The sequence below is a fragment of the Tersicoccus solisilvae genome (genome assembly GCF_014643255.1).
Taxonomy (GTDB): Bacteria; Actinomycetota; Actinomycetes; order Actinomycetales; family Micrococcaceae; genus Tersicoccus; species Tersicoccus solisilvae.
The window spans coordinates 22146-39470 of sequence record NZ_BMJI01000002.1; the positions used below are offsets into that span (position 1 = coordinate 22146).

17 protein-coding genes are annotated in these 17325 nt (G+C 72.7%); 12 read left to right on the forward strand and 5 right to left on the reverse strand.

What is annotated here, in order from left to right; genetic code table 11:
* Positions 1-8 precede the first annotated feature (8 nt).
* From IEX22_RS03045 to IEX22_RS03055, 3 genes are read left to right on the forward strand one after another with little or no spacing between them, the layout of a single operon-like run.
* Positions 9-668 carry a CG0192-related protein gene (locus IEX22_RS03045; protein WP_188666175.1) on the forward strand — a complete coding sequence of 220 codons (660 nt, stop codon included), beginning with the start codon at positions 9-11 and terminating at the stop codon, positions 666-668.
* Complete coding sequence (locus IEX22_RS03050; protein ID WP_229659733.1) at positions 665-1105, forward strand: YchJ family protein; 441 nt, start codon at positions 665-667, stop codon at positions 1103-1105. Before IEX22_RS03045 ends, IEX22_RS03050 begins: the two co-directional genes overlap by 4 nt.
* Before the next feature lie 43 nt (positions 1106-1148).
* Positions 1149-2096, forward strand: coding sequence for an NAD(P)-dependent oxidoreductase (locus IEX22_RS03055; RefSeq protein ID WP_188666179.1), 948 nt, complete (start codon positions 1149-1151; stop codon positions 2094-2096).
* 72 nt (positions 2097-2168) lie between these two features.
* Here the strand turns inward: IEX22_RS03055 and IEX22_RS03060 are convergent, their stop codons facing one another.
* The 3 genes from IEX22_RS03060 to IEX22_RS03070 form a co-directional block, all read right to left on the reverse strand.
* On the reverse strand, positions 2169-4568 hold the full coding sequence (locus tag IEX22_RS03060) for an ATP-binding cassette domain-containing protein (RefSeq protein WP_188666181.1): 2400 nt from the start codon (positions 4566-4568) through the stop codon (positions 2169-2171).
* 85 nt (positions 4569-4653) lie between these two features.
* Positions 4654-5064 carry a VOC family protein gene (locus IEX22_RS03065; RefSeq protein WP_188666183.1) on the reverse strand — a complete coding sequence of 137 codons (411 nt, stop codon included), beginning with the start codon at positions 5062-5064 and terminating at the stop codon, positions 4654-4656.
* A gap of 9 nt (positions 5065-5073) precedes the next feature.
* Positions 5074-5517, reverse strand: coding sequence for a helix-turn-helix transcriptional regulator (locus tag IEX22_RS03070; protein ID WP_188666185.1), 444 nt, complete (start codon positions 5515-5517; stop codon positions 5074-5076).
* Between the two features lie 227 nt (positions 5518-5744).
* Between IEX22_RS03070 and IEX22_RS03075 the strand changes: the two genes are divergently transcribed.
* Entirely contained in the window at positions 5745-6404 is a 660-nt protein-coding gene (locus IEX22_RS03075) for a class I SAM-dependent methyltransferase (RefSeq protein ID WP_188666187.1), read from the forward strand.
* Between the two features lie 195 nt (positions 6405-6599).
* Here IEX22_RS03075 and IEX22_RS03080 read toward each other — a convergent pair whose 3' ends face one another.
* Positions 6600-7535 carry a Rossmann-fold NAD(P)-binding domain-containing protein gene (locus tag IEX22_RS03080; protein WP_229659734.1) on the reverse strand — a complete coding sequence of 312 codons (936 nt, stop codon included), beginning with the start codon at positions 7533-7535 and terminating at the stop codon, positions 6600-6602.
* Positions 7536-7668: 133 nt separating this feature from the next.
* Here IEX22_RS03080 and thrS point away from each other — a divergent pair, with 133 nt between their 5' ends.
* The 5 genes from thrS (at position 7669) to pdxS (ending at position 12986) form a co-directional block, all read left to right on the forward strand.
* A complete protein-coding gene (thrS, locus tag IEX22_RS03085) occupies positions 7669-9690 on the forward strand; it encodes a threonine--tRNA ligase (protein ID WP_188666189.1) in 2022 nt (673 codons plus the stop codon).
* Positions 9687-10307 carry an HIT family protein gene (locus IEX22_RS03090; RefSeq protein WP_188666192.1) on the forward strand — a complete coding sequence of 207 codons (621 nt, stop codon included), beginning with the start codon at positions 9687-9689 and terminating at the stop codon, positions 10305-10307. Before thrS ends, IEX22_RS03090 begins: the two co-directional genes overlap by 4 nt.
* A gap of 2 nt (positions 10308-10309) precedes the next feature.
* On the forward strand, positions 10310-10915 hold the full coding sequence (gene pgsA, locus IEX22_RS03095; protein ID WP_188666194.1) for a phosphatidylinositol phosphate synthase: 606 nt from the start codon (positions 10310-10312) through the stop codon (positions 10913-10915).
* Positions 10916-11034: 119 nt separating this feature from the next.
* Positions 11035-11976, forward strand: coding sequence for an NmrA family NAD(P)-binding protein (locus tag IEX22_RS03100; RefSeq protein WP_188666196.1), 942 nt, complete (start codon positions 11035-11037; stop codon positions 11974-11976).
* 68 nt (positions 11977-12044) lie between these two features.
* Positions 12045-12986, forward strand: coding sequence for a pyridoxal 5'-phosphate synthase lyase subunit PdxS (gene pdxS / locus IEX22_RS03105; RefSeq protein WP_188666199.1), 942 nt, complete (start codon positions 12045-12047; stop codon positions 12984-12986).
* A 45-nt stretch (positions 12987-13031) separates the two neighbouring features.
* On the opposite strand, the gene IEX22_RS03110 is transcribed toward pdxS, so the two are convergent.
* Positions 13032-13424 (reverse strand): VOC family protein, encoded by a 393-nt coding sequence (locus IEX22_RS03110; protein WP_188666207.1) that lies wholly within the window; start codon positions 13422-13424, stop codon positions 13032-13034.
* A gap of 177 nt (positions 13425-13601) precedes the next feature.
* Between IEX22_RS03110 and IEX22_RS03115 the strand changes: the two genes are divergently transcribed.
* The 3 genes from IEX22_RS03115 to IEX22_RS03125 are packed head-to-tail and all read left to right on the forward strand — an operon-like array spanning position 13602 to position 17319.
* On the forward strand, positions 13602-15182 hold the full coding sequence (locus IEX22_RS03115; protein WP_188666209.1) for a flavin-containing monooxygenase: 1581 nt from the start codon (positions 13602-13604) through the stop codon (positions 15180-15182).
* A complete protein-coding gene (locus tag IEX22_RS03120; protein WP_229659735.1) occupies positions 15179-16078 on the forward strand; it encodes an alpha/beta fold hydrolase in 900 nt (299 codons plus the stop codon). Before IEX22_RS03115 ends, IEX22_RS03120 begins: the two co-directional genes overlap by 4 nt.
* Positions 16075-17319: a saccharopine dehydrogenase family protein gene (locus IEX22_RS03125; RefSeq protein WP_188666210.1), complete on the forward strand. Its 1245-nt coding sequence runs from the start codon at positions 16075-16077 to the stop codon at positions 17317-17319. The genes IEX22_RS03120 and IEX22_RS03125 overlap by 4 nt, the downstream gene beginning before the upstream one ends.
* Positions 17320-17325: the final 6 nt, after the last annotated feature.

Here is a 17325-nt window from a genome sequence, read left to right on the forward strand (position 1 = left end):
ATCGGCCCATGGCACTGATCTACGACGCTGACCTGAAGCCCGGCAAACTCGACGTGGTGGCCCAGTGGCTACCGCTGCAGACGTGGTACGACGGGGACGAGGTGCCCGAGCTGACCAGGGTCGCCTCGTACCGGTTCGACGATCCCGACGGCGAGGTCGGCATCGAGACGCTGCTCGTCAGCACCGGTGACGGGCCCGTCCTGCAGGTGCCGCTGACCTACCGGGCCGAACCGCTGCCCGAACACGGGCCGGCGAGCCTCATCGCCACCATGGAGCACTCCGTCCTCGGCACCCGGTACGTCTACGACGCCACCGGCGACCCGGTGTACGTGCGGGCCCTGGCCGCGGCCATCCTGCACGGCACCGGGCAGGCGGAGCAGGTCATGGACGGCGAGACCACGCCCCTGGAGCCGACGATCGACGTGCGCAGCGAGGGCAGCCTGCCCGGCCACTCGGCGGCCGAGACCGACGCCGCCGCGGCGACGCTGGACGTCGAGTCCGCCGAGATCGCCGGCGAGACGACCGTCGTCGACGCCGGGGTGCTCACCCTCACCGTCCAGCACGTCCTCGACGAGATCGCGGACGCGGAGGTGACCGCGGGCCAGGCCCGGCTGCTCGGCTCGTGGCCGGGCCACGACGAGCCGGTCGTGCTCGCCGCCCTCGCGTGAGCGCGGCGGCCGGGTCACGCGCCGACCCCGATCCCGACGCGGCCGGGACCGGCTCACCGGGACTGGTCTGCCCCTGCGGCTCGGGCGCCGGGTACGCGCAGTGCTGCGGTCCGCTGCACGAGGGCGGCGCCGCGCCCACGGCGGAGGCCCTGATGCGCTCGCGGTACAGCGCGTACGCCCTCGGCCTGGGGGACTACCTGCGGCGGTCCTGGCACGCCGGCACCCGGCCCCTGGCCGTCGAGCTGGACGACGGCACCCAGTGGCGTCGCCTCCAGATCGTCGACCGGGACCGGGGCGCGGCGGGGGACGACGCCGGCGTCGTCGAGTACCGCGCCGCGTACCGCAGCCCGCACGGGGCGGGCGTGCTGCACGAACGCTCCCGCTTCCGGCGCGAGAACGGACGCTGGTATTACGTGGACGGCGACATCCTCGGTTGAGGACCGCCCCGGTCATTTTCTCGATCACTGCAGGAGGTTGCGCATGAGCCAGACCACCGGGACCACCGCGCTCGCTCCGGGGAGCAGCCGGGTCGCCGTGCTCGGCACCGGCACGATGGGCACGGCGATGGCCCGTCGGCTGCTCGGCGCCGGGTTCGCCGTCACCGCATGGAACCGCACCGCCGCTCGGGCCGAGGCGCTCGCCGACGACGGCGCCCGGGTCGCCACCGATCCCGCGGACGCCGTCCGTGACGCCGACGTCGTGCTGACCATGCTCTTCGACGCGGACGCCGTGCTCGAGACCGCGTCCGCGTTCCTGCCGGCACTGCCGGACGGCGCGGTGTGGATGCAGTCCAGCACCACCGGCGTCGAGGGCGCCCACCGCATCGCGCGGGCCGCGCGGGACGCCGGTGTCGCCCTCGTGGACGCCCCGGTGCTCGGCACGCTCGGTCCCGCCGAGCAGGGCACGCTCACCGTCCTGGCGGCCGGGCCCGGTGCACCGATCGACCGGCTGGCGCCCGTCTTCGGCGTGGTCGGCTCCCGCACCGTGCGGGTCGGCGACCGGCACGGCGACGCCAGCGCCCTCAAACTCGCCGTCAACGTGTGGTTGGGGACGCTGACCGCCGCCACCGCCCAGTCCCTCGCCATCACCCAGGCGTTCGACCTGGACCCCGACCTGTTCCTGACGGCGATCGACGGCACCCCCACGGACAGCCCGTACGCCCACGTCAAGGGCTCGGCCATGCTCGCCGACGAGCGCAGCCCCCAGTTCGCCCTCGACGGCCTGCGCAAGGACCTCGAGCTGGCCCGGACGGAGGCGTCCGAGGTGCGCGGGGACCTGCTGGCGGCGGTGCTCGCCGCGTTCGACGACGCCGCGGAGGCCGGCCGGGGCGGCGAGGACATCAACGCCGTCAGCACCGCCTTCGATGTGCCCGAGCGCTCGACCCCCGGGGTGAGTCAGCGGTTCCCGCCCGAAGGCGGTGCTCCTTGAGCAGGTCATTCGGGCGGAAACCGCTCAGTCACCGCTGATGACGCCGGCGCGCTCGACGTCGACCCACCCGGCTCACGCCCCGACATACTCCGCGAGGTGCTTGCCGGTCAGTGTGCTCCAGTCCGCGACCAGGTCGGCCGGGGTGCCCTCGAACACGACCCTGCCGCCGTCGTGCCCGGCGCCCGGACCGAGGTCGATGACCCAGTCCGCGTGGGCCATCACCGCCTGGTGGTGTTCGATCACGATCACCGACTTCCCGGCGTCGACCAGCCGGTCCAGCAGCGCCAGCAGCTGCTCGACGTCGGCCAGGTGCAGGCCCGTCGTCGGCTCGTCGAGCACGTAGACGCCGCCCTTCTCGCCCAGGTGCGTGGCGAGCTTGAGCCGCTGCCGCTCGCCGCCCGAGAGCGTGGTGAGCGGCTGCCCGAGCGTCAGGTAGCCGAGCCCGACGTCGGCCAGCCGGGCCAGGATCGTGTGCGCCGCCGGGGTCCGCGCGTCACCCGCACCGAAGAACGCCTCCGCCTCGTCGACCGACATCCCGAGCACCTCGCTGATGTCCCGGCCGCCGAACGTGTACTCCAGCACCGAGGCGTCGAACCGCTTGCCGCCGCACTGCTCGCACGTCGTCGCGACCCCCGCCATCGTCGGGAGGTCCGTGTAGATGACGCCCGCGCCGTTGCACGTGGGGCACGCGCCCTCGGAGTTCGGGCTGAACAGCGCGGGCTTGACGCCGTTGGCCTTCGCGAACGCCTTCCGGATCGGCTCCAGCAGGCCGGTGTAGGTGGCCGGGTTGGACCGCCGCGAACCGCGGATGCCGCCCTGGTCGATGGCGACGACGCCGGCCTCGGCCCCCGCCTTCGCCTGCGCGAGCGAGCCGTGGATGAGGGAACTCTTGCCCGAGCCGGCGACGCCGGTGACGGCCACGAGCACGCCGAGCGGGATGTCGACGTCGACGTCCTTCAGGTTGTTCGCCGTCGCGCCGCGGATCGGCAGGACGCCCGACGGCGTCCGGACCGACTCCTTCACCCTCGCCCGGTCGTCGAGATGCCGGCCGGTGAGGGTGCCGCTGGCCCGGAGCTCCTCGAGGCTGCCCTCGAAGACGATCTCCCCGCCGTTGCTGCCGGCGCCCGGACCGAGGTCGACCACGTGGTCGCCGATCGCGATGGTCTCGGGCTTGTGCTCGACGACGAGCACGGTGTTGCCCTTGTCGCGCAGTTGCAGCAGCAGGTCGTTCATGCGCTCGATGTCGTGCGGATGCAGGCCGATGGTCGGCTCGTCGAACACGTAGGTGACGTCGGTCAGGGAGGAGCCGAGGTGACGGATCATCCGGGTGCGCTGCGACTCGCCCCCGGACAGGCTGCCGGACGAGCGGTCCAGCGACAGGTAGCCGAGCCCGATCTGAACGAACGCGTCGAGGAGGTGTCGCAGATTCGCCAGCAGCGGGGCCACGGACGGCTCGTCGAGCCCCGCCACCCACGCCGCGAGGTCCGTGATCTGCATGGCGCAGGCGTCGGCGATGCTGATCCCGGCCACCTTCGACGAGCGGGCGGGGGCGGCCAGGCGGGTGCCGTCGCACTCGGGGCAGACGGCGAAGACGACGGCCCGCTCCACGAACGCGCGGATGTGCGGCTGCATCGCCTCGACATCCTTGGAGAGCATCGACTTCTGAATCCGGGGGATCACCCCCTCGAACGTGAGGTTGACGCCCTCGACCTTGATCTTCGTGGGCTCCGCGTACAGCAGCTTGTCGAGTTCCTTCGCGCTGTACCGGCCGATCGGCTTGTCCATGGCGAACCCGGCGCCGGCGAAGATGCGTCCGTACCAGCCGTCCATGCTGTAGCCGGGCACGGTCAGGGCGCCGTCGGACAGCGACTTCTCCGCGTCGTACAGGGCCGCCCGGTCGAAGTCGGAGACCTTGCCGGTGCCCTCGCACCGCGGGCACATGCCGCCGGTGATGCTGAAGCTGCGCCGTTCCTTGACGGTCCTGCCGTTCTTCTCGGTGGTGACGGCGCCGGCGCCGCTGATCGAGGCGACGTTGAACGAGTAGGCCTGCGGTGAGCCGATCTGGGGGTCGCCGAGCCGGCTGAAGAGGATCCGCAGCATGGCGTTGGCGTCGGTTGCGGTGCCGACGGTCGACCGCGGGTTCGCGCCCATCCGTTCCTGGTCGACGATGATCGCCGTTGTCAGGCCCTCGAGGACGTCGACGTCGGGCCGGGCCATCGACGGCATGAACCCCTGGATGAACGAGCTGTAGGTCTCGTTGATCATCCGTTGGGACTCCGCGGCGATGGTCGCGAACACGAGCGAACTCTTCCCGGAACCGGAGACGCCGGTGAAGACGGTCAGCCGGCGCTTGGGCAGGTCGAGGCTGACGTCCTTGAGGTTGTTCTCCCGGGCGCCGCGGACCCGGATCGTGTCGTGACTGTCGGCCACGTGCGGGCCGGTGTCCGTGCTCGTCGTCGTGGCGCTGGTCATCGTCTCTCCTCGATCGGGGAACACGGGGTCGGGTCCAGTATCGCCGCATCGGGCGGCGATGGACTCGACGGAGTTCGCGACGTGCTCAGCCGGCCTGCGCGATGCGGATCATGTTGCCGGCCGGGTCGCGGATCGCGCAGTCCCGGGCACCCCACGGCTGGTCCGTCGGTTCCTGGATGACGTCGGCCCCCTTCGCCTCGAGGTCGGCGAACGTGGCGTCGAGGTCGGTGCTGGTGAGATTGACGCCGAAGAAACTCCCCTTGGCCATGATGTCGAGGATCGTCTGCTTCTCCTCGTCGGTCAGGCCCGGCTGCACCGCGGGCGGGGTGAGCACGATGGCGGTGTCGGGCTGGCCGGCGGGGCCGACGGTCAGCCAGCGGTACTCGCCCTGACCGACGTCGAGCCGGATCTCGAAGCCGAGGACGTCCCGGTAGAAGGCGAGCGACGCCTCGGGCTCGGTGTGCGGCAGGAAACTGGAGCTGATGGTGATGGTCATGCGCCCACGCTACGGAGCGGCGACCGGGCCCGCTTCTCGATTCCTGATCGGTCGCGTCACCTGCTTCTCGACGCACGAGGGCAGGCCCGTCGTCGGGTGCTTCTCGAGGGTGCGGTAGACGCTGGGCGGCATCCCCACGAGCTCGGTGAACCGGGTGCTGAAGGTGCCCAGCGACTGGCAGCCGACGGCGAAGCACACCTCGGTGACACTCAGATCGCCGCGGCGCAGCAGCGCCATGGCCCGCTCGATGCGCCGGGTCATCAGGTAGGCGTAGGGCGACTCGCCGTAGGCGAGCTTGAACTGGCGGCTCAGATGGCCGGCGGACAGGCCGGCTCCGCGGGCGAGTGATTCGACGTCGAGCGGCTGGGCGTACTCGCGGTCGATCCGGTCGCGGACACGGCGCAGCCGCACCAGGTCGGCCCGGCGCTGAGCGGCGGTGGCGGGGGCGGTCATCGGCGTGATCCTGACACGCCGTCGGGGGCGTATCAAGGAGGTTGCTGTCGAGTGCGGACGGTGTCCTGAGGTCGTCTGGCGTGAGTCCGTCACTTCCGCCCGGCGGATCACGTGAGTCCGTCACTTCCGCCCGGCGCCCCCCGGTCGTCGACCCCCTCCCGAGGGCGGAGGTGACGGACTCGGCGGACGGTGGCCGCCGCCGGCCTCCGGTCTGAGACGATCGGCGGGTGGAACCGACCGATGACGACGCCGCCGAGGACGTCGTGCGCCGCGCCTACGACACCGTGGCGGATGCGTATGCCGATGCCTTCGCCTCGACCGAGCCCGAGCTGCCCGTGGACCTGGCGATGATCGAGCACTTCGTCTCGCTGCTGGCGCAGCCGCGGGACGTGCTCGACGCCGGCTGCGGCGCCGGCCGCATGATGCCGCTGCTGGCCGGCCTCGGGTGCCGCGTCCAGGGCGTCGACCTCTCGGCCGGGATGATCCGGCGAGCCCAGCGGGACCACGGGCAGTTCCCATCCCGGGTCGCGACCCTGTCCGGTCTCCCGTTCCCGGACGCCGCGGTCGACGGCGTCTTCTCCTGGTACTCGACCATCCACACGCCAGACGCCGAACTGCCCGGTGTGCTGGCGGAGCTGCGGCGCGTCGTGAGGCCGGGTGGTTTCGTCCTGCTCGCCTTCCAGTCGGGTGCAGGCGTGGTGGAGCTGTCCGGCGCCTACCGCGAGCACGGGCTCGACGTCATCCTGTACCGGCACGACCGCACGGCCGACGATGTCGCCGCCGCGCTGCTGGCCGCGGGCATGGACGAGGTCGCGCGACTGGAGCGAGCACCGGCCGCGCACGAACGGACGCCCCAGGCCGTCATCATCGCGCGCCGCCCGGATTGAGGTCGGCGGCGCGTCGGACAAGGCGCGGGCGCACCGGAGGCGTGAGCCACCCCGTCTCACTGCACTGGCCGGCTGAGTCAGCGGGTCCCGCCCGGAAGCGGTCGCCCAGAAGGCCGAGTCAGCGGATCCCGCCCGAAGGCAGTGCTCAAAGAGCCTGGTTGTCGGGCAGAAGTAGCTGACTCGGCAGACACGGCGTCACGGGTGGCGGGTGCCGACCCCGGCGAGGACCGCCCGGTAACCCTCCCGGTAGGACGGATACGCCGGTGACCAGCCCGTGGCACGGAGCAGGTCGTTGGGCAGCCGCTTCCCGGTCGGCGCGTCGTCGCCCACGTCGCGTGGCGAGGGAGAACCGCCCGCCAGGTCGGGCGCCATGCCGGACAACGAGGGGGACCCGCTCGCCGCGACAGACCCGGTCGGTGCGATACACCCACCCCCGGACGACAGTTCCCCGGCGAGGAACGCCAGCACGTCGGCCTCCCGCGCCGGCTCGTCGTCCACGCCGTGGTAGACCGGCGCCGGCTCGGGAACCGTGGCCAGGTGCACGAGGGCGGACGCGGCGTCGTCCCGGTGAATCCGGTTCGTCCAGTGGCCCACCCGACCGACGCCGCCCGATCGCGCCCGATCGATCAGCCGGGTGCGCCCGGGTCCGTACACCCCGGCCAGGCGCAGCACGACGCCGCCGGGCCGCGCCAGCACCAGCTCCTCGGCCTCCCCGAGCACCGCCGCCGTCGCGCTCGCGGGCGCACCGGACGCGACGTCCCAGGACTCGTCGACCACGCTCCCGTCGTCCACGCCCACCACCGACGTCGAGGACACGAACAGCACGCGCGGCCGGGCGCCGGCCGCGTCCACCGCGGCCAGCGCCGCCCGGGTCCCCGCCACGTACGTCGCGCGGTAGCCCGCGGCGTCCCGGGCGGCCGGCGTGAGACAGATGACGACGATGCCGGTGGCCGGATCGACGGGCGGGAGGGAGGACGGGTCGGTCACGTCGGCGGCGCGGCCGTGCAGCACGGGAGGCAGCACGGACGGGTTCCGCCGCCACCCGGTCACCCGGTGCCCGGCGGCGGTGAACCGCAGTCCGGCCTCGGTGCCGAGGTCACCACACCCGACGATCAGCACAGGAGTGTCCACGAGTGACGATCATGCCAGTGCGGGGAGGGCCGCAGGTGCCGGGAGGCGGGCCCGCCGTTGCTACGCTGGATGGCGGCGGGTTGCGGCGTCGTATGTCGTGAACCGTGACGCCGACAACCCAAGGAGACACCCCGTGGCCCAGCACACCCCGTCCGCCCTCGCGTCGCAGCACACCGAGGAGGTCGTGGTCACCACGGGCACCACCGGGACCGACCTGTTCGCCGATCGGCGCGACGTCGTCGTGATGCGCGTCAACGGCGAGCTGAAGGACCTCGCCGCCCCGGTGACGGACGGCGACGTCGTCATCCCCCTGACCATCGACTCTCCCGACGGGCTGAACGTGCTGCGCCACTCGACCGCGCACGTGATGGCGCAGGCGGTCCAGCAGCTGCGTCCGGACGCCAAGCTCGGCATCGGCCCCCACATCACCGACGGCTTCTACTTCGACTTCGACGTCGAGGAGCCGTTCACCCCCGAGGACCTCAAGGCCCTCGAGAAGATGATGCTCAAGATCGTCAACGCCTCCCAGTCGTTCGTCCGCCGTGAGGTGTCCGACGACGACGCCCGCGCCGAGATGGCGGACGAGCCGTACAAGCTCGAGCTGATCGGCCTGAAGTCCAACGCCGAGGGGGCCGCCGAGGGCGCCGCCCAGGAGGTCGGCGAGGGCGGACTGACCATCTACGACAACGTGGACCGCAAGTCCGGCGACACCGTCTGGAAGGACCTGTGCCGCGGGCCGCACCTGCCCACCACGAAGCTGATCGGCGCCGCCTACGCCCTGACCCGCAGCGCCGCGGCCTACTGGCGCGGCAACGAGAAGAACAAGCAGCTGCAGCGCATCTACGGCACCGCCTGGGCGTCCAAGGAGGACCTGAAGGCCTACCAGGAGCGGCTCGCCGAAGCGGAGCGCCGCGACCACCGCAAGCTCGGCCGGGAACTCGACCTGTTCTCCTTCCCCGACGAGCTCGGCTCCGGCCTGCCCGTCTTCCACCCCCGCGGCGGCATCATCAAACGGGAGATGGAGGACTACGTCCGCGCCCGCCACATCGCGGAGGGCTTCGAGTACGTCGGCACCCCGCACATCTCCAAGGACGGTCTGTTCCACACCTCCGGGCACCTGCCGTACTACGCGGACACCATGTTCCCGCCGCTCACGGTCGACGAGGAGCTCGACGAGGACGGCAACGTCGTCAAGCCGGGGCAGGAGTACCGGCTCAAGGCGATGAACTGCCCCATGCACAACCTCATCTACCGTTCCCGCGGCCGGTCCTACCGCGAGCTGCCGCTGCGCCTGTTCGAGTTCGGGCACGTCTACCGGTACGAGAAGTCCGGCGTCGTGCACGGCCTCACCCGGGTGCGCGGTTTCGCGCAGGACGACTCCCACTCGTACGTCACCGCGGACCAGGCGCCCGGGGAGATCCGCCACCTGCTCGACTTCATCCTCGGCCTGCTGCGGGACTTCGGCCTGGACGACTTCTACCTCGAGCTCTCGACGCGCGATCCCGAGTCGGACAAGTTCATCGGCTCGGACGAGCAGTGGGAACAGGCGACCCAGGTGCTCGCGGACGTGTGTGCGGGCACCGGGCTGGAACTGGTGCCGGATCCGGGCGGCGCCGCGTACTACGGGCCGAAGGTCTCCGTGCAGGCCCGGGACGCGATCGGGCGCACCTGGCAGATGTCGACCATTCAGTACGACTTCAACCAGCCCGAGCGGTTCGGCCTCGAGTACCAGGCGGCGGACGGCACCCGGCAGCGGCCGGTGATGATCCACGCCGCGAAGTTCGGCTCCATCGAGCGGTTCATGGGGGTCCTCACCGAGCACTACGCCGGCGCGTTCCCCGCCTGGCTCGCGCCCGTGCAGGTGATCGGCATCCCCGTCGCCGAGGCGTTCAACGACTACGTGGCCGACGTCGTGGCGCGGCTCAAGCAGCGGGGCATCCGCGCCCAGCTCGACGACGGCACGGACCGGTTCCCGAAGAAGATCCGCACCGCCGCCAAGGAGAAGGTGCCGTTCGTGCTCATCGCGGGCGGGGAGGACGCCGAGGCCGGCGCCGTCTCCTTCCGGTACCGGGACGGCAGCCAGGAGAACGGGGTGCCGATCGAGGAGGCGATCGAGAAGATCGTCGCCACCGTCCGGGACCGGGTCAACTCGTGAGTGGTCCCGACGACGGCGGTACCGCGGGGCGGGCCAGCACCGACGACTTCGAACTCGCCGGGGTGCCCGACGCGTTCCAGCGGCTCTGGACGCCGCATCGCCTCGCGTACATCACCGGCGAGGAGAAGCCGCGCGACACCGGCTGCCCGTTCTGCGCCGCCCCGGGCCGCAGCGACGAGGAGTCCCTCATCGTGCACCGCGGACAGACCTGCTACGTCGTGCTCAACCTGTACCCGTACAACCCGGGGCACGTGCTCGTGAACCCGTACCGCCACGTGGCGGACCTCTCGGAGTTGACGGACGCCGAGCTCGTCGAGCTGCAGACCCTCACGCGGGCCGCGGTCGAGGTGATCCGGCACGTCGCCCACCCGAGCGCGTTCAACGTCGGCCTCAACCTCGGCGAGGTGGCCGGTGGCAGTCTCGCCGCGCACCTGCACCAGCACGTGGTGCCGCGCTGGGCCGGCGACGGCAACTTCATGCCGATCATCGCCCAGACCAAGGCCATCACCCAGACCCTGGGTGAGCAGTGGCGGCAGCTGCACGAGGCGTGGAACGGCGTCGCCGCGGGGGTCACCGGCGCGACCGACACCGCGGCAGCGGACCACAGCCGGGGCTGACCGTGCTCAACAAGTACGCGCGAGCGTTCTTCGCGCGGCTGTTCACCCCGCTGGCGCAGTTCCTGCTGCGGCGGGGGGTGTCGCCGGACGCGGTCACCGTCGTCGGCACCGTCGGCGTCAGCGCCGCCGCCCTCGTCCTCTACCCGCTCGGCCAGCTGTTCTGGGGGACCGTCGTCGTCACCGTCTTCGTCTTCTCCGACATCGTCGACGGGCTGATGGCCCGCGCCCTGGACCGGCGCAGCGACTGGGGCGCCTTCCTCGACTCCACCCTGGACCGGGTAGCCGACGCCGCGGTGTTCGCCGGCGTCGTGATCTGGTTCTTCACCGGGGGAGCGAACCCCGCGATCGCCGTCGCTGCCCTGTTCTGCCTGGTCCTGGGCAGTCTCGTCCCGTATGCGCGTGCCCGCGCGGAGGCCATCGGAGCCACCGCCGACGTCGGCATCGCCGAACGCAGCGAGCGGCTCGTCGCCGTCCTCGTCTTCACGGGCTTCACCGGGCTCGGGCTGCCGCCGGTGTTCCTGCTCGTCGTGCTCGTGTTGCTGGCCGTCGCCTCGGCGGCGACGCTCGGCCAGCGCATCCTCACCGTCCGGCGGCAGACGACGGTCTGACGGCGGCGTCTGGCCCGCCGTTCCGCCGAGCCCGTCGCGTCGGCCCTGCGGGGACGGTCCACGATCGGCCCGCGGGCGGAACCGGCGGACTCGTGCCCCGCGGATGCGAGGATGACGTCATGGCTGAGAACACGAGCTCCGCACCCGGAGCGGACCCCGTCCGGACCGTCGCCGTCGCCGGGGCGGCCGGTGATCTCGGCGGCCGGATCGTCCGGGCGTTGCTGGACCGCGGCGCCACGGTGCGGATGCTCGTCGAGGACGGCTCCGACCCGGCCGGCACGGACCAGCTCGCCCGACGTGGCGCCACCCCGGTGCCGGTGGCCTGGACCGACACCGACCGCGTCGCCGCCGCCCTGACCGGGACCGACGTCGTCGTGAGCGCCTGGAACGGGCTCCGGGACGTGATCGTCGACCGGCAGTCCGTCCTGGTCGACGCCGCCGTCGCCGCCGGGGTCCGTCGCTTCGTCCCCTCGGACTACTGCCTGGACTGGACCCGCACCCGGCGGGGCGACAACCGCAACATCGATCTGCGGCGCGAGTTCGCCGGCCGGGTCGATCGGGCCTCCATCGCGCCGACCAGCGTGCTGGTCGGCGCCTTCACGGACCTGCTCGCCGGCCCCATGCCGATCCTCCAGCCGCGGCTGCGGCGGGTGCTCTACTGGGTCGACGCCGACCAGCCCCTGGACTTCACCAGCCGCGACGACACGGCCGCCGTCACCGCCGAGGTCGCGCTCGCCCCGTCCGAGCAGCCCCGCTTCGTCCGCTTCGTCGGCGACTCCGTGACCGCGCGCGACCTCGCCCGCATCAGCGGCGAGATCGCGGGGGTGCCGTACCGGCTCTTCCGCGCGGGCGGCCTGCGCACGCTGGACGCCGCGATCGGTGCGATGCGGCTCGCGGATCGCACCCACGACGCCGTGTTCCCCGCCTGGCAGGGCATGCAGTACCTGCGGGACATGTTCTCGGGCCGGGGCAGGCTGCAGTCCCTCGACAACGCCCGGTTCGACGTGACGCCCACCGGGGTCGACGCCTGGCTGCGGGCGTGGGAGGCGGACGGCCGCTGAGCGGGCCACCGGTGTGACCGTGGACCGGTCTCCGGCGCGCGCCGCGGCGGGCCGGTGTCCTACGCTCGATGCGGCCAGTAGTCGAGTCGAAGGAACGAACCGCCGTGACGAGTGAGACCACCTCCGCCCCCGTGACCGGATCGGACCGCGTCAAGCGCGGCATGGCCGAGATGCTCAAGGGCGGCGTCATCATGGACGTCGTCACCGCCGAGCAGGCCCGCATCGCCGAGGACGCCGGCGCCGTCGCCGTGATGGCCCTCGAGCGCGTGCCGGCGGACATCCGCGCCCAGGGTGGCGTGTCCCGGATGAGCGACCCGGACATGATCGACTCCATCATCGCGGCCGTCTCGATCCCGGTGATGGCCAAGGCCCGCATCGGCCACTTCGTCGAGGCGCAGGTGCTGCAGTCCCTCGGCGTGGACTACATCGACGAGTCCGAGGTGCTGACCCCGGCCGACTACGCCAACCACATCGACAAGTGGGCGTTCACCGTCCCCTTCGTCTGCGGGGCCACCAACCTCGGTGAGGCGCTGCGCCGGATCAACGAGGGTGCCGCCATGATCCGGTCCAAGGGCGAGGCCGGCACCGGCGACGTCTCCAACGCCACCACTCACATGCGCACCATCCGCGCCGAGATCAACCGGCTGCGCTCGATGGCGCCGGACGAGCTGTACGTCGCGGCCAAGGAGCTGCAGGCCCCGTACGAGCTGGTCAAGGAGATCGCCGAGACCGGCAAGCTGCCCGTCGTCATGTTCACCGCGGGCGGCATCGCGACCCCGGCCGACGCGGCCATGATGATGCAGCTCGGCGCCGACGGCGTGTTCGTCGGCTCCGGCATCTTCAAGTCCGGCAACCCGGAGCAGCGGGCGAAGGCCATCGTCAAGGCGACGACGTTCCACGACGACCCGACGGTCATCGCCGACGTCTCGCGCGGCCTCGGCGAGGCCATGGTCGGCATCAACGTCGCCGACATCCCGGTCCCGCACCGGCTGGCTGAGCGCGGCTGGTGACCGCCTCGCGCCGCACGGAGCGCTGAGCACGCCGCCGGCGGTGCCTCAGAACGTGTCGCCGCGGCGCCAGGCCATCTCCTGCAGCTCCAGCGTGTTGCCGTCCGGGTCGGCGAAGCCCGCGTAGCGCACCCCGCCGCCGACGTCGACGACCGGGCCGACGTCGACACCCCGTCCCACCAGCTCGGCCCGGGCGGCGTCGACGTCCGCGACGACCAGGTGCAGCGCGCGCACCGAGCCCGGCTCGCCGTCGTACGCCGGCAGTCCCGTGCCGAACCCGACCGAGCAGCCCGACCCCGGCGGCGTCAGCTGGACGACGCGCACCCCGGGCGCCACCTCGACGTCGACGTCCAGGTGGAACCCGAGGGCGTCGGCGTAGAACGCCCTGGCCCGGTCCACGTCGGTGACGGGCACGGGCACGAGTTCGAGCTTCATCTGCATCGGACGACTCCTTCGGCGTGGACGGTCACCGCGCAGCCTAGGGCACGATGTGAACGCTGTCCACATCTGCCGGTCGACCGTCGGCCGGGAGATGCCGGCACCCGCCGCCAGTTCGCCGATCGAGATGTCCCGCCGGTCGGCCGGCGACTCTCGACAGGGTGTTGATAGCGTGACCGGATGACGACGACGTCCCGCGCCGCGCCCGCGTCCACGACGACGCCCGGCCACGCCGGGAAGCCCGAGCACGTCGACACCCTGATCGTCGGAGCGGGCCTCTCCGGCATCGGCGCCGCCGTCACCCTCGGCGAGCGGTTCCCCGACCGGTCGATGGCCGTCCTCGAGGCCCGGGCGGCACTGGGTGGCACCTGGGACCTGTTCCGCTACCCGGGCGTGCGGTCGGACTCGGACATGCTCACCCTCGGGTACGCGTTCCGCCCGTGGACCGACGCGAGCGCCCTCGCGGCCGGGCCCGACATCCTCGACTACATCCGCGACACCGCCCGCGAGCGTGGCGTCGACCGGCTGGTCCGCTACGGTCACCGTGCCGTCGGCGCGGACTTCGACTCGGGGACCGGCCGCTGGACGGTCACCGTCGAGCGGGACGGTGAGACCACCACGTTGACCGCCGGATTCCTCTACGTGTGCGCCGGCTACTACCGGTACGACGCCGGCTACACGCCCGAGTTCCCCGGCGCCGCGGACTTCACCGGCCGCCTCGTGCACCCGCAGCACTGGCCCGACGACCTCGAGGTGGACGGGCGCCGCGTCGTCGTCATCGGCAGCGGCGCCACCGCGGTGACGCTCGTGCCGGCGCTGGCGAAGCTCGGCGCCCAGGTGACCATGCTGCAGCGCACGCCGACCTGGATCGTGAGCCTGCCCTCGACGGACCGGACGGCGGTGAAGCTGCGCGGTCGGCTGCCCGGGCCCGTCGTCGAACCGCTGCTGCGCTGGCGCAACGTCATGATCCAGACGGTCAGCTACCAGCTCAGCCGGCGTCGGCCCGAGGTGATGAAGAAGCAGCTGCTGACCGCGCTCACCCGCAAGCTGCCCCAGGGTTACGACGTGAACACCCACTTCCTGCCCCCGTACGACCCGTGGGACCAGCGGCTGTGCGCGGTGCCCGACGGCGACCTGTTCCGCGCCATCCGGGACGGCGGCGCCGAGGTCGTCACCGACACCATCGACCGGTTCACGGCCGACGGCGTCCGCCTGACCTCGGGCCGGACCCTGCCGGCCGACGTCCTCGTCACCGCCACCGGCCTGCGCCTGCAGCTGCTCGGCGGCATGACGCTGCGGGTGGACGGACAGACGGTCGACCCGGCGCAGCGGCTGACCTACCGGGGCGCGATGCTCGACGGCGTCCCGAATCTGGCCCTGGCGATCGGCTACACCAACGCCTCCTGGACGCTGAAGATCGACCTGGTCAACCGGTTCCTCGTGCGGGTGCTGGGCCGGATGGCACGCACGGGCGCCGACGTCGTCACCCCGGTCGCGCCGGACGTGCCGGCCGAGGACCGCCGACCGCTGCTGGACCTGAACTCCGGGTACATCACCCGCAGCCTGGACGTGCTGCCCCGGCAGGGTCCCCGCGCGCCGTGGCGGATCAACCAGAACTACCTGCTGGACCTCGCCTCGTTCCGCTGGGGCCGGACCAGCGGACGCGGCCTGTGCTTCAGCCGCGCCACCGGGAGGGCAACGGATCGAGGGGATGACGGCACGACGGTGGATCGGCCGGCGAGTGAGACAGTGGTCGCATGACGGCACGGATGACGGTCGACGGGATCGACCTGCGGTACCGGACGACGGGCGAGGGACCAGACGTCGTGCTGCTGCACGGGATCGCGCGCAGCCTGGAGGACTGGGACGAGCAGCACGCGCTGCTCTCCGCGCGGTTCCGGGTCACCAGCGTGGACCTGCCCGGCTTCGGTGAGTCCGGGCCGCCCGCGGCACCGAACACGATGGAGTCCATGGCCCGCGCCGTGCTCGGGGTGATGACGGCGCTCGGCGTCGAGCGGGCGCACGTGGTGGGCAACTCGCTCGGCGGTGCGGTGGCGATGCAGGTCGCCACGCTGGCACCGGAGCGGGTCCGCAGCCTGGTGCTGGCCGCCAGCGCGGGCTTCGGCCGGACGGTCGCCCCGGCGATCCGGCTGCTCGCGATCCGGCCGCTGGGGCGTTGGCTGCTCAGCCGGCCGACCACGAAGGCGATCTACAACGCCGAGCGCGGCCTCTACGTCAGCCGCGAGCTGGTGACGCCCGAGCGGCTGGACCGGGGCATGCGTTTCGCCCGGCGCGCGCACGGCGGCGACGTCATGCTCACGACCCTCGGCGGCCTCGGCAACCTGTGGGGCGTGCGGGCCCGCTGGCGTCGCGACCTGCTCGCCCGGATGGTCGAGCTGGACATCCCCACGTTCGTGCTCTGGGGGCAGAAGGACCTGATCCTGCCGGTGGCGCACGTGGAGGCGGTCGCCACGGCCCTGCCGAACGCCAGGCTGCACGTCTTCCCCGACACCGGGCACCTGCCGCAGGTGGAGCGGGCCGAGGAGTTCGCCCGGCTGGTGCAGCAGTTCTGGGCCGAGACCACCGACGACGCCGGCGGCGAGCATCCGGCGCTTCCCGCGGACGTTCCCGACGAGGAGAGGATGACCGACCGATGACCGAGACGCCGCACGGACCGGGCTCGGCCGCCCGCGAGTTCGACATCGTCCTGTTCGGCGCCACCGGCTTCGTCGGCCGGCTGACCGCCGAGCATCTGGCCTCCCGGGCCGCGCCGGACGTGCGCGTCGCCCTGGCGGGCCGCAACCGCCGGCGACTCGAGTCCGTCCGTGCCGGGCTCACCGGCGCGGCCGCCGACTGGCCCCTCATCGTCGTGGACGCCGGGGACGAGGCGGGCCTGCGGGCGATGGCCGCACGCACCCGCGTCGTCGTCACCACCGTCGGCCCGTACGCGACCCACGGACTGCCGCTCGTGCGCGCGTGCGCGGAGGCGGGCACCGACTACGCCGACCTGACCGGCGAGGTGCTCTTCGTCCGGCGCAGCATCGACGCCGCCGACGCGACGGCACGGCGGACCGGCGCCCGCATCGTCCACTCCTGCGGGTTCGACTCGATCCCCTCGGATCTGGCGGTGCTGCGGGCCGCCGTCCACGCCCACGAGCACGGGCTGGGCGAGCTGACCGACGTGACCTCGCACGTGCGGCGGATGCGCGGCGGTTTCAGCGGGGGCACGATCGCCTCGGCGCGCACCCAGCTGGCCGAGGCACGGGCGGATCGCGCCGTCGCGCGCACGATGCTGGACCCCCACGCCCTCGACCCTGCCGATTCCGCCCGCACCGACCGGCGCAGCAGCCGGTCCCGGTTCGGGGTGGACGACGACGGCGGGTGGTTCGGGCCGTTCGTCATGGCCGGTTACAACGAGCCGCTGGTGCGGCGCAGCAACGCCCTGACCGGCGGCGCCTACGGGGCCCGGTTCCGCTACCGGGAGGTGACCGACACCGGTCGCGGCCGTCGCGGTGCCCTGCGCGCCCGGGCACTCCGGCGGGCGACGCCGCTCGCGTTCGCGGCGCTGAGCGTGCCCGTGCTGGACCCGGTCTGGGACCGGCTGCTGCCCGCGGCCGGGGAGGGACCGAGCGAGAGCGCCCGGGCGGCCGGACGGTTCCTCCTCGAGGCGGTCGCCGGGACGACGAGCGGCGTCACGGTGCGCTCCCGCGTCGGGGCGGAACTCGACCCCGGGTACGACGGCACCGCCGTCATGCTCGGCCAGGCCGCCCTGGCGCTGGCCGCCGGCGAGGGCGACGCCGGCCGCGGCGGTGTGCTCACCCCGTCGATCGCGCTCGGTGAGTCGCTGGCCAGCCGACTGCAGGCGCAGGGCTTCGACCTCGGCGTCACGACCGGCTGAGCACGG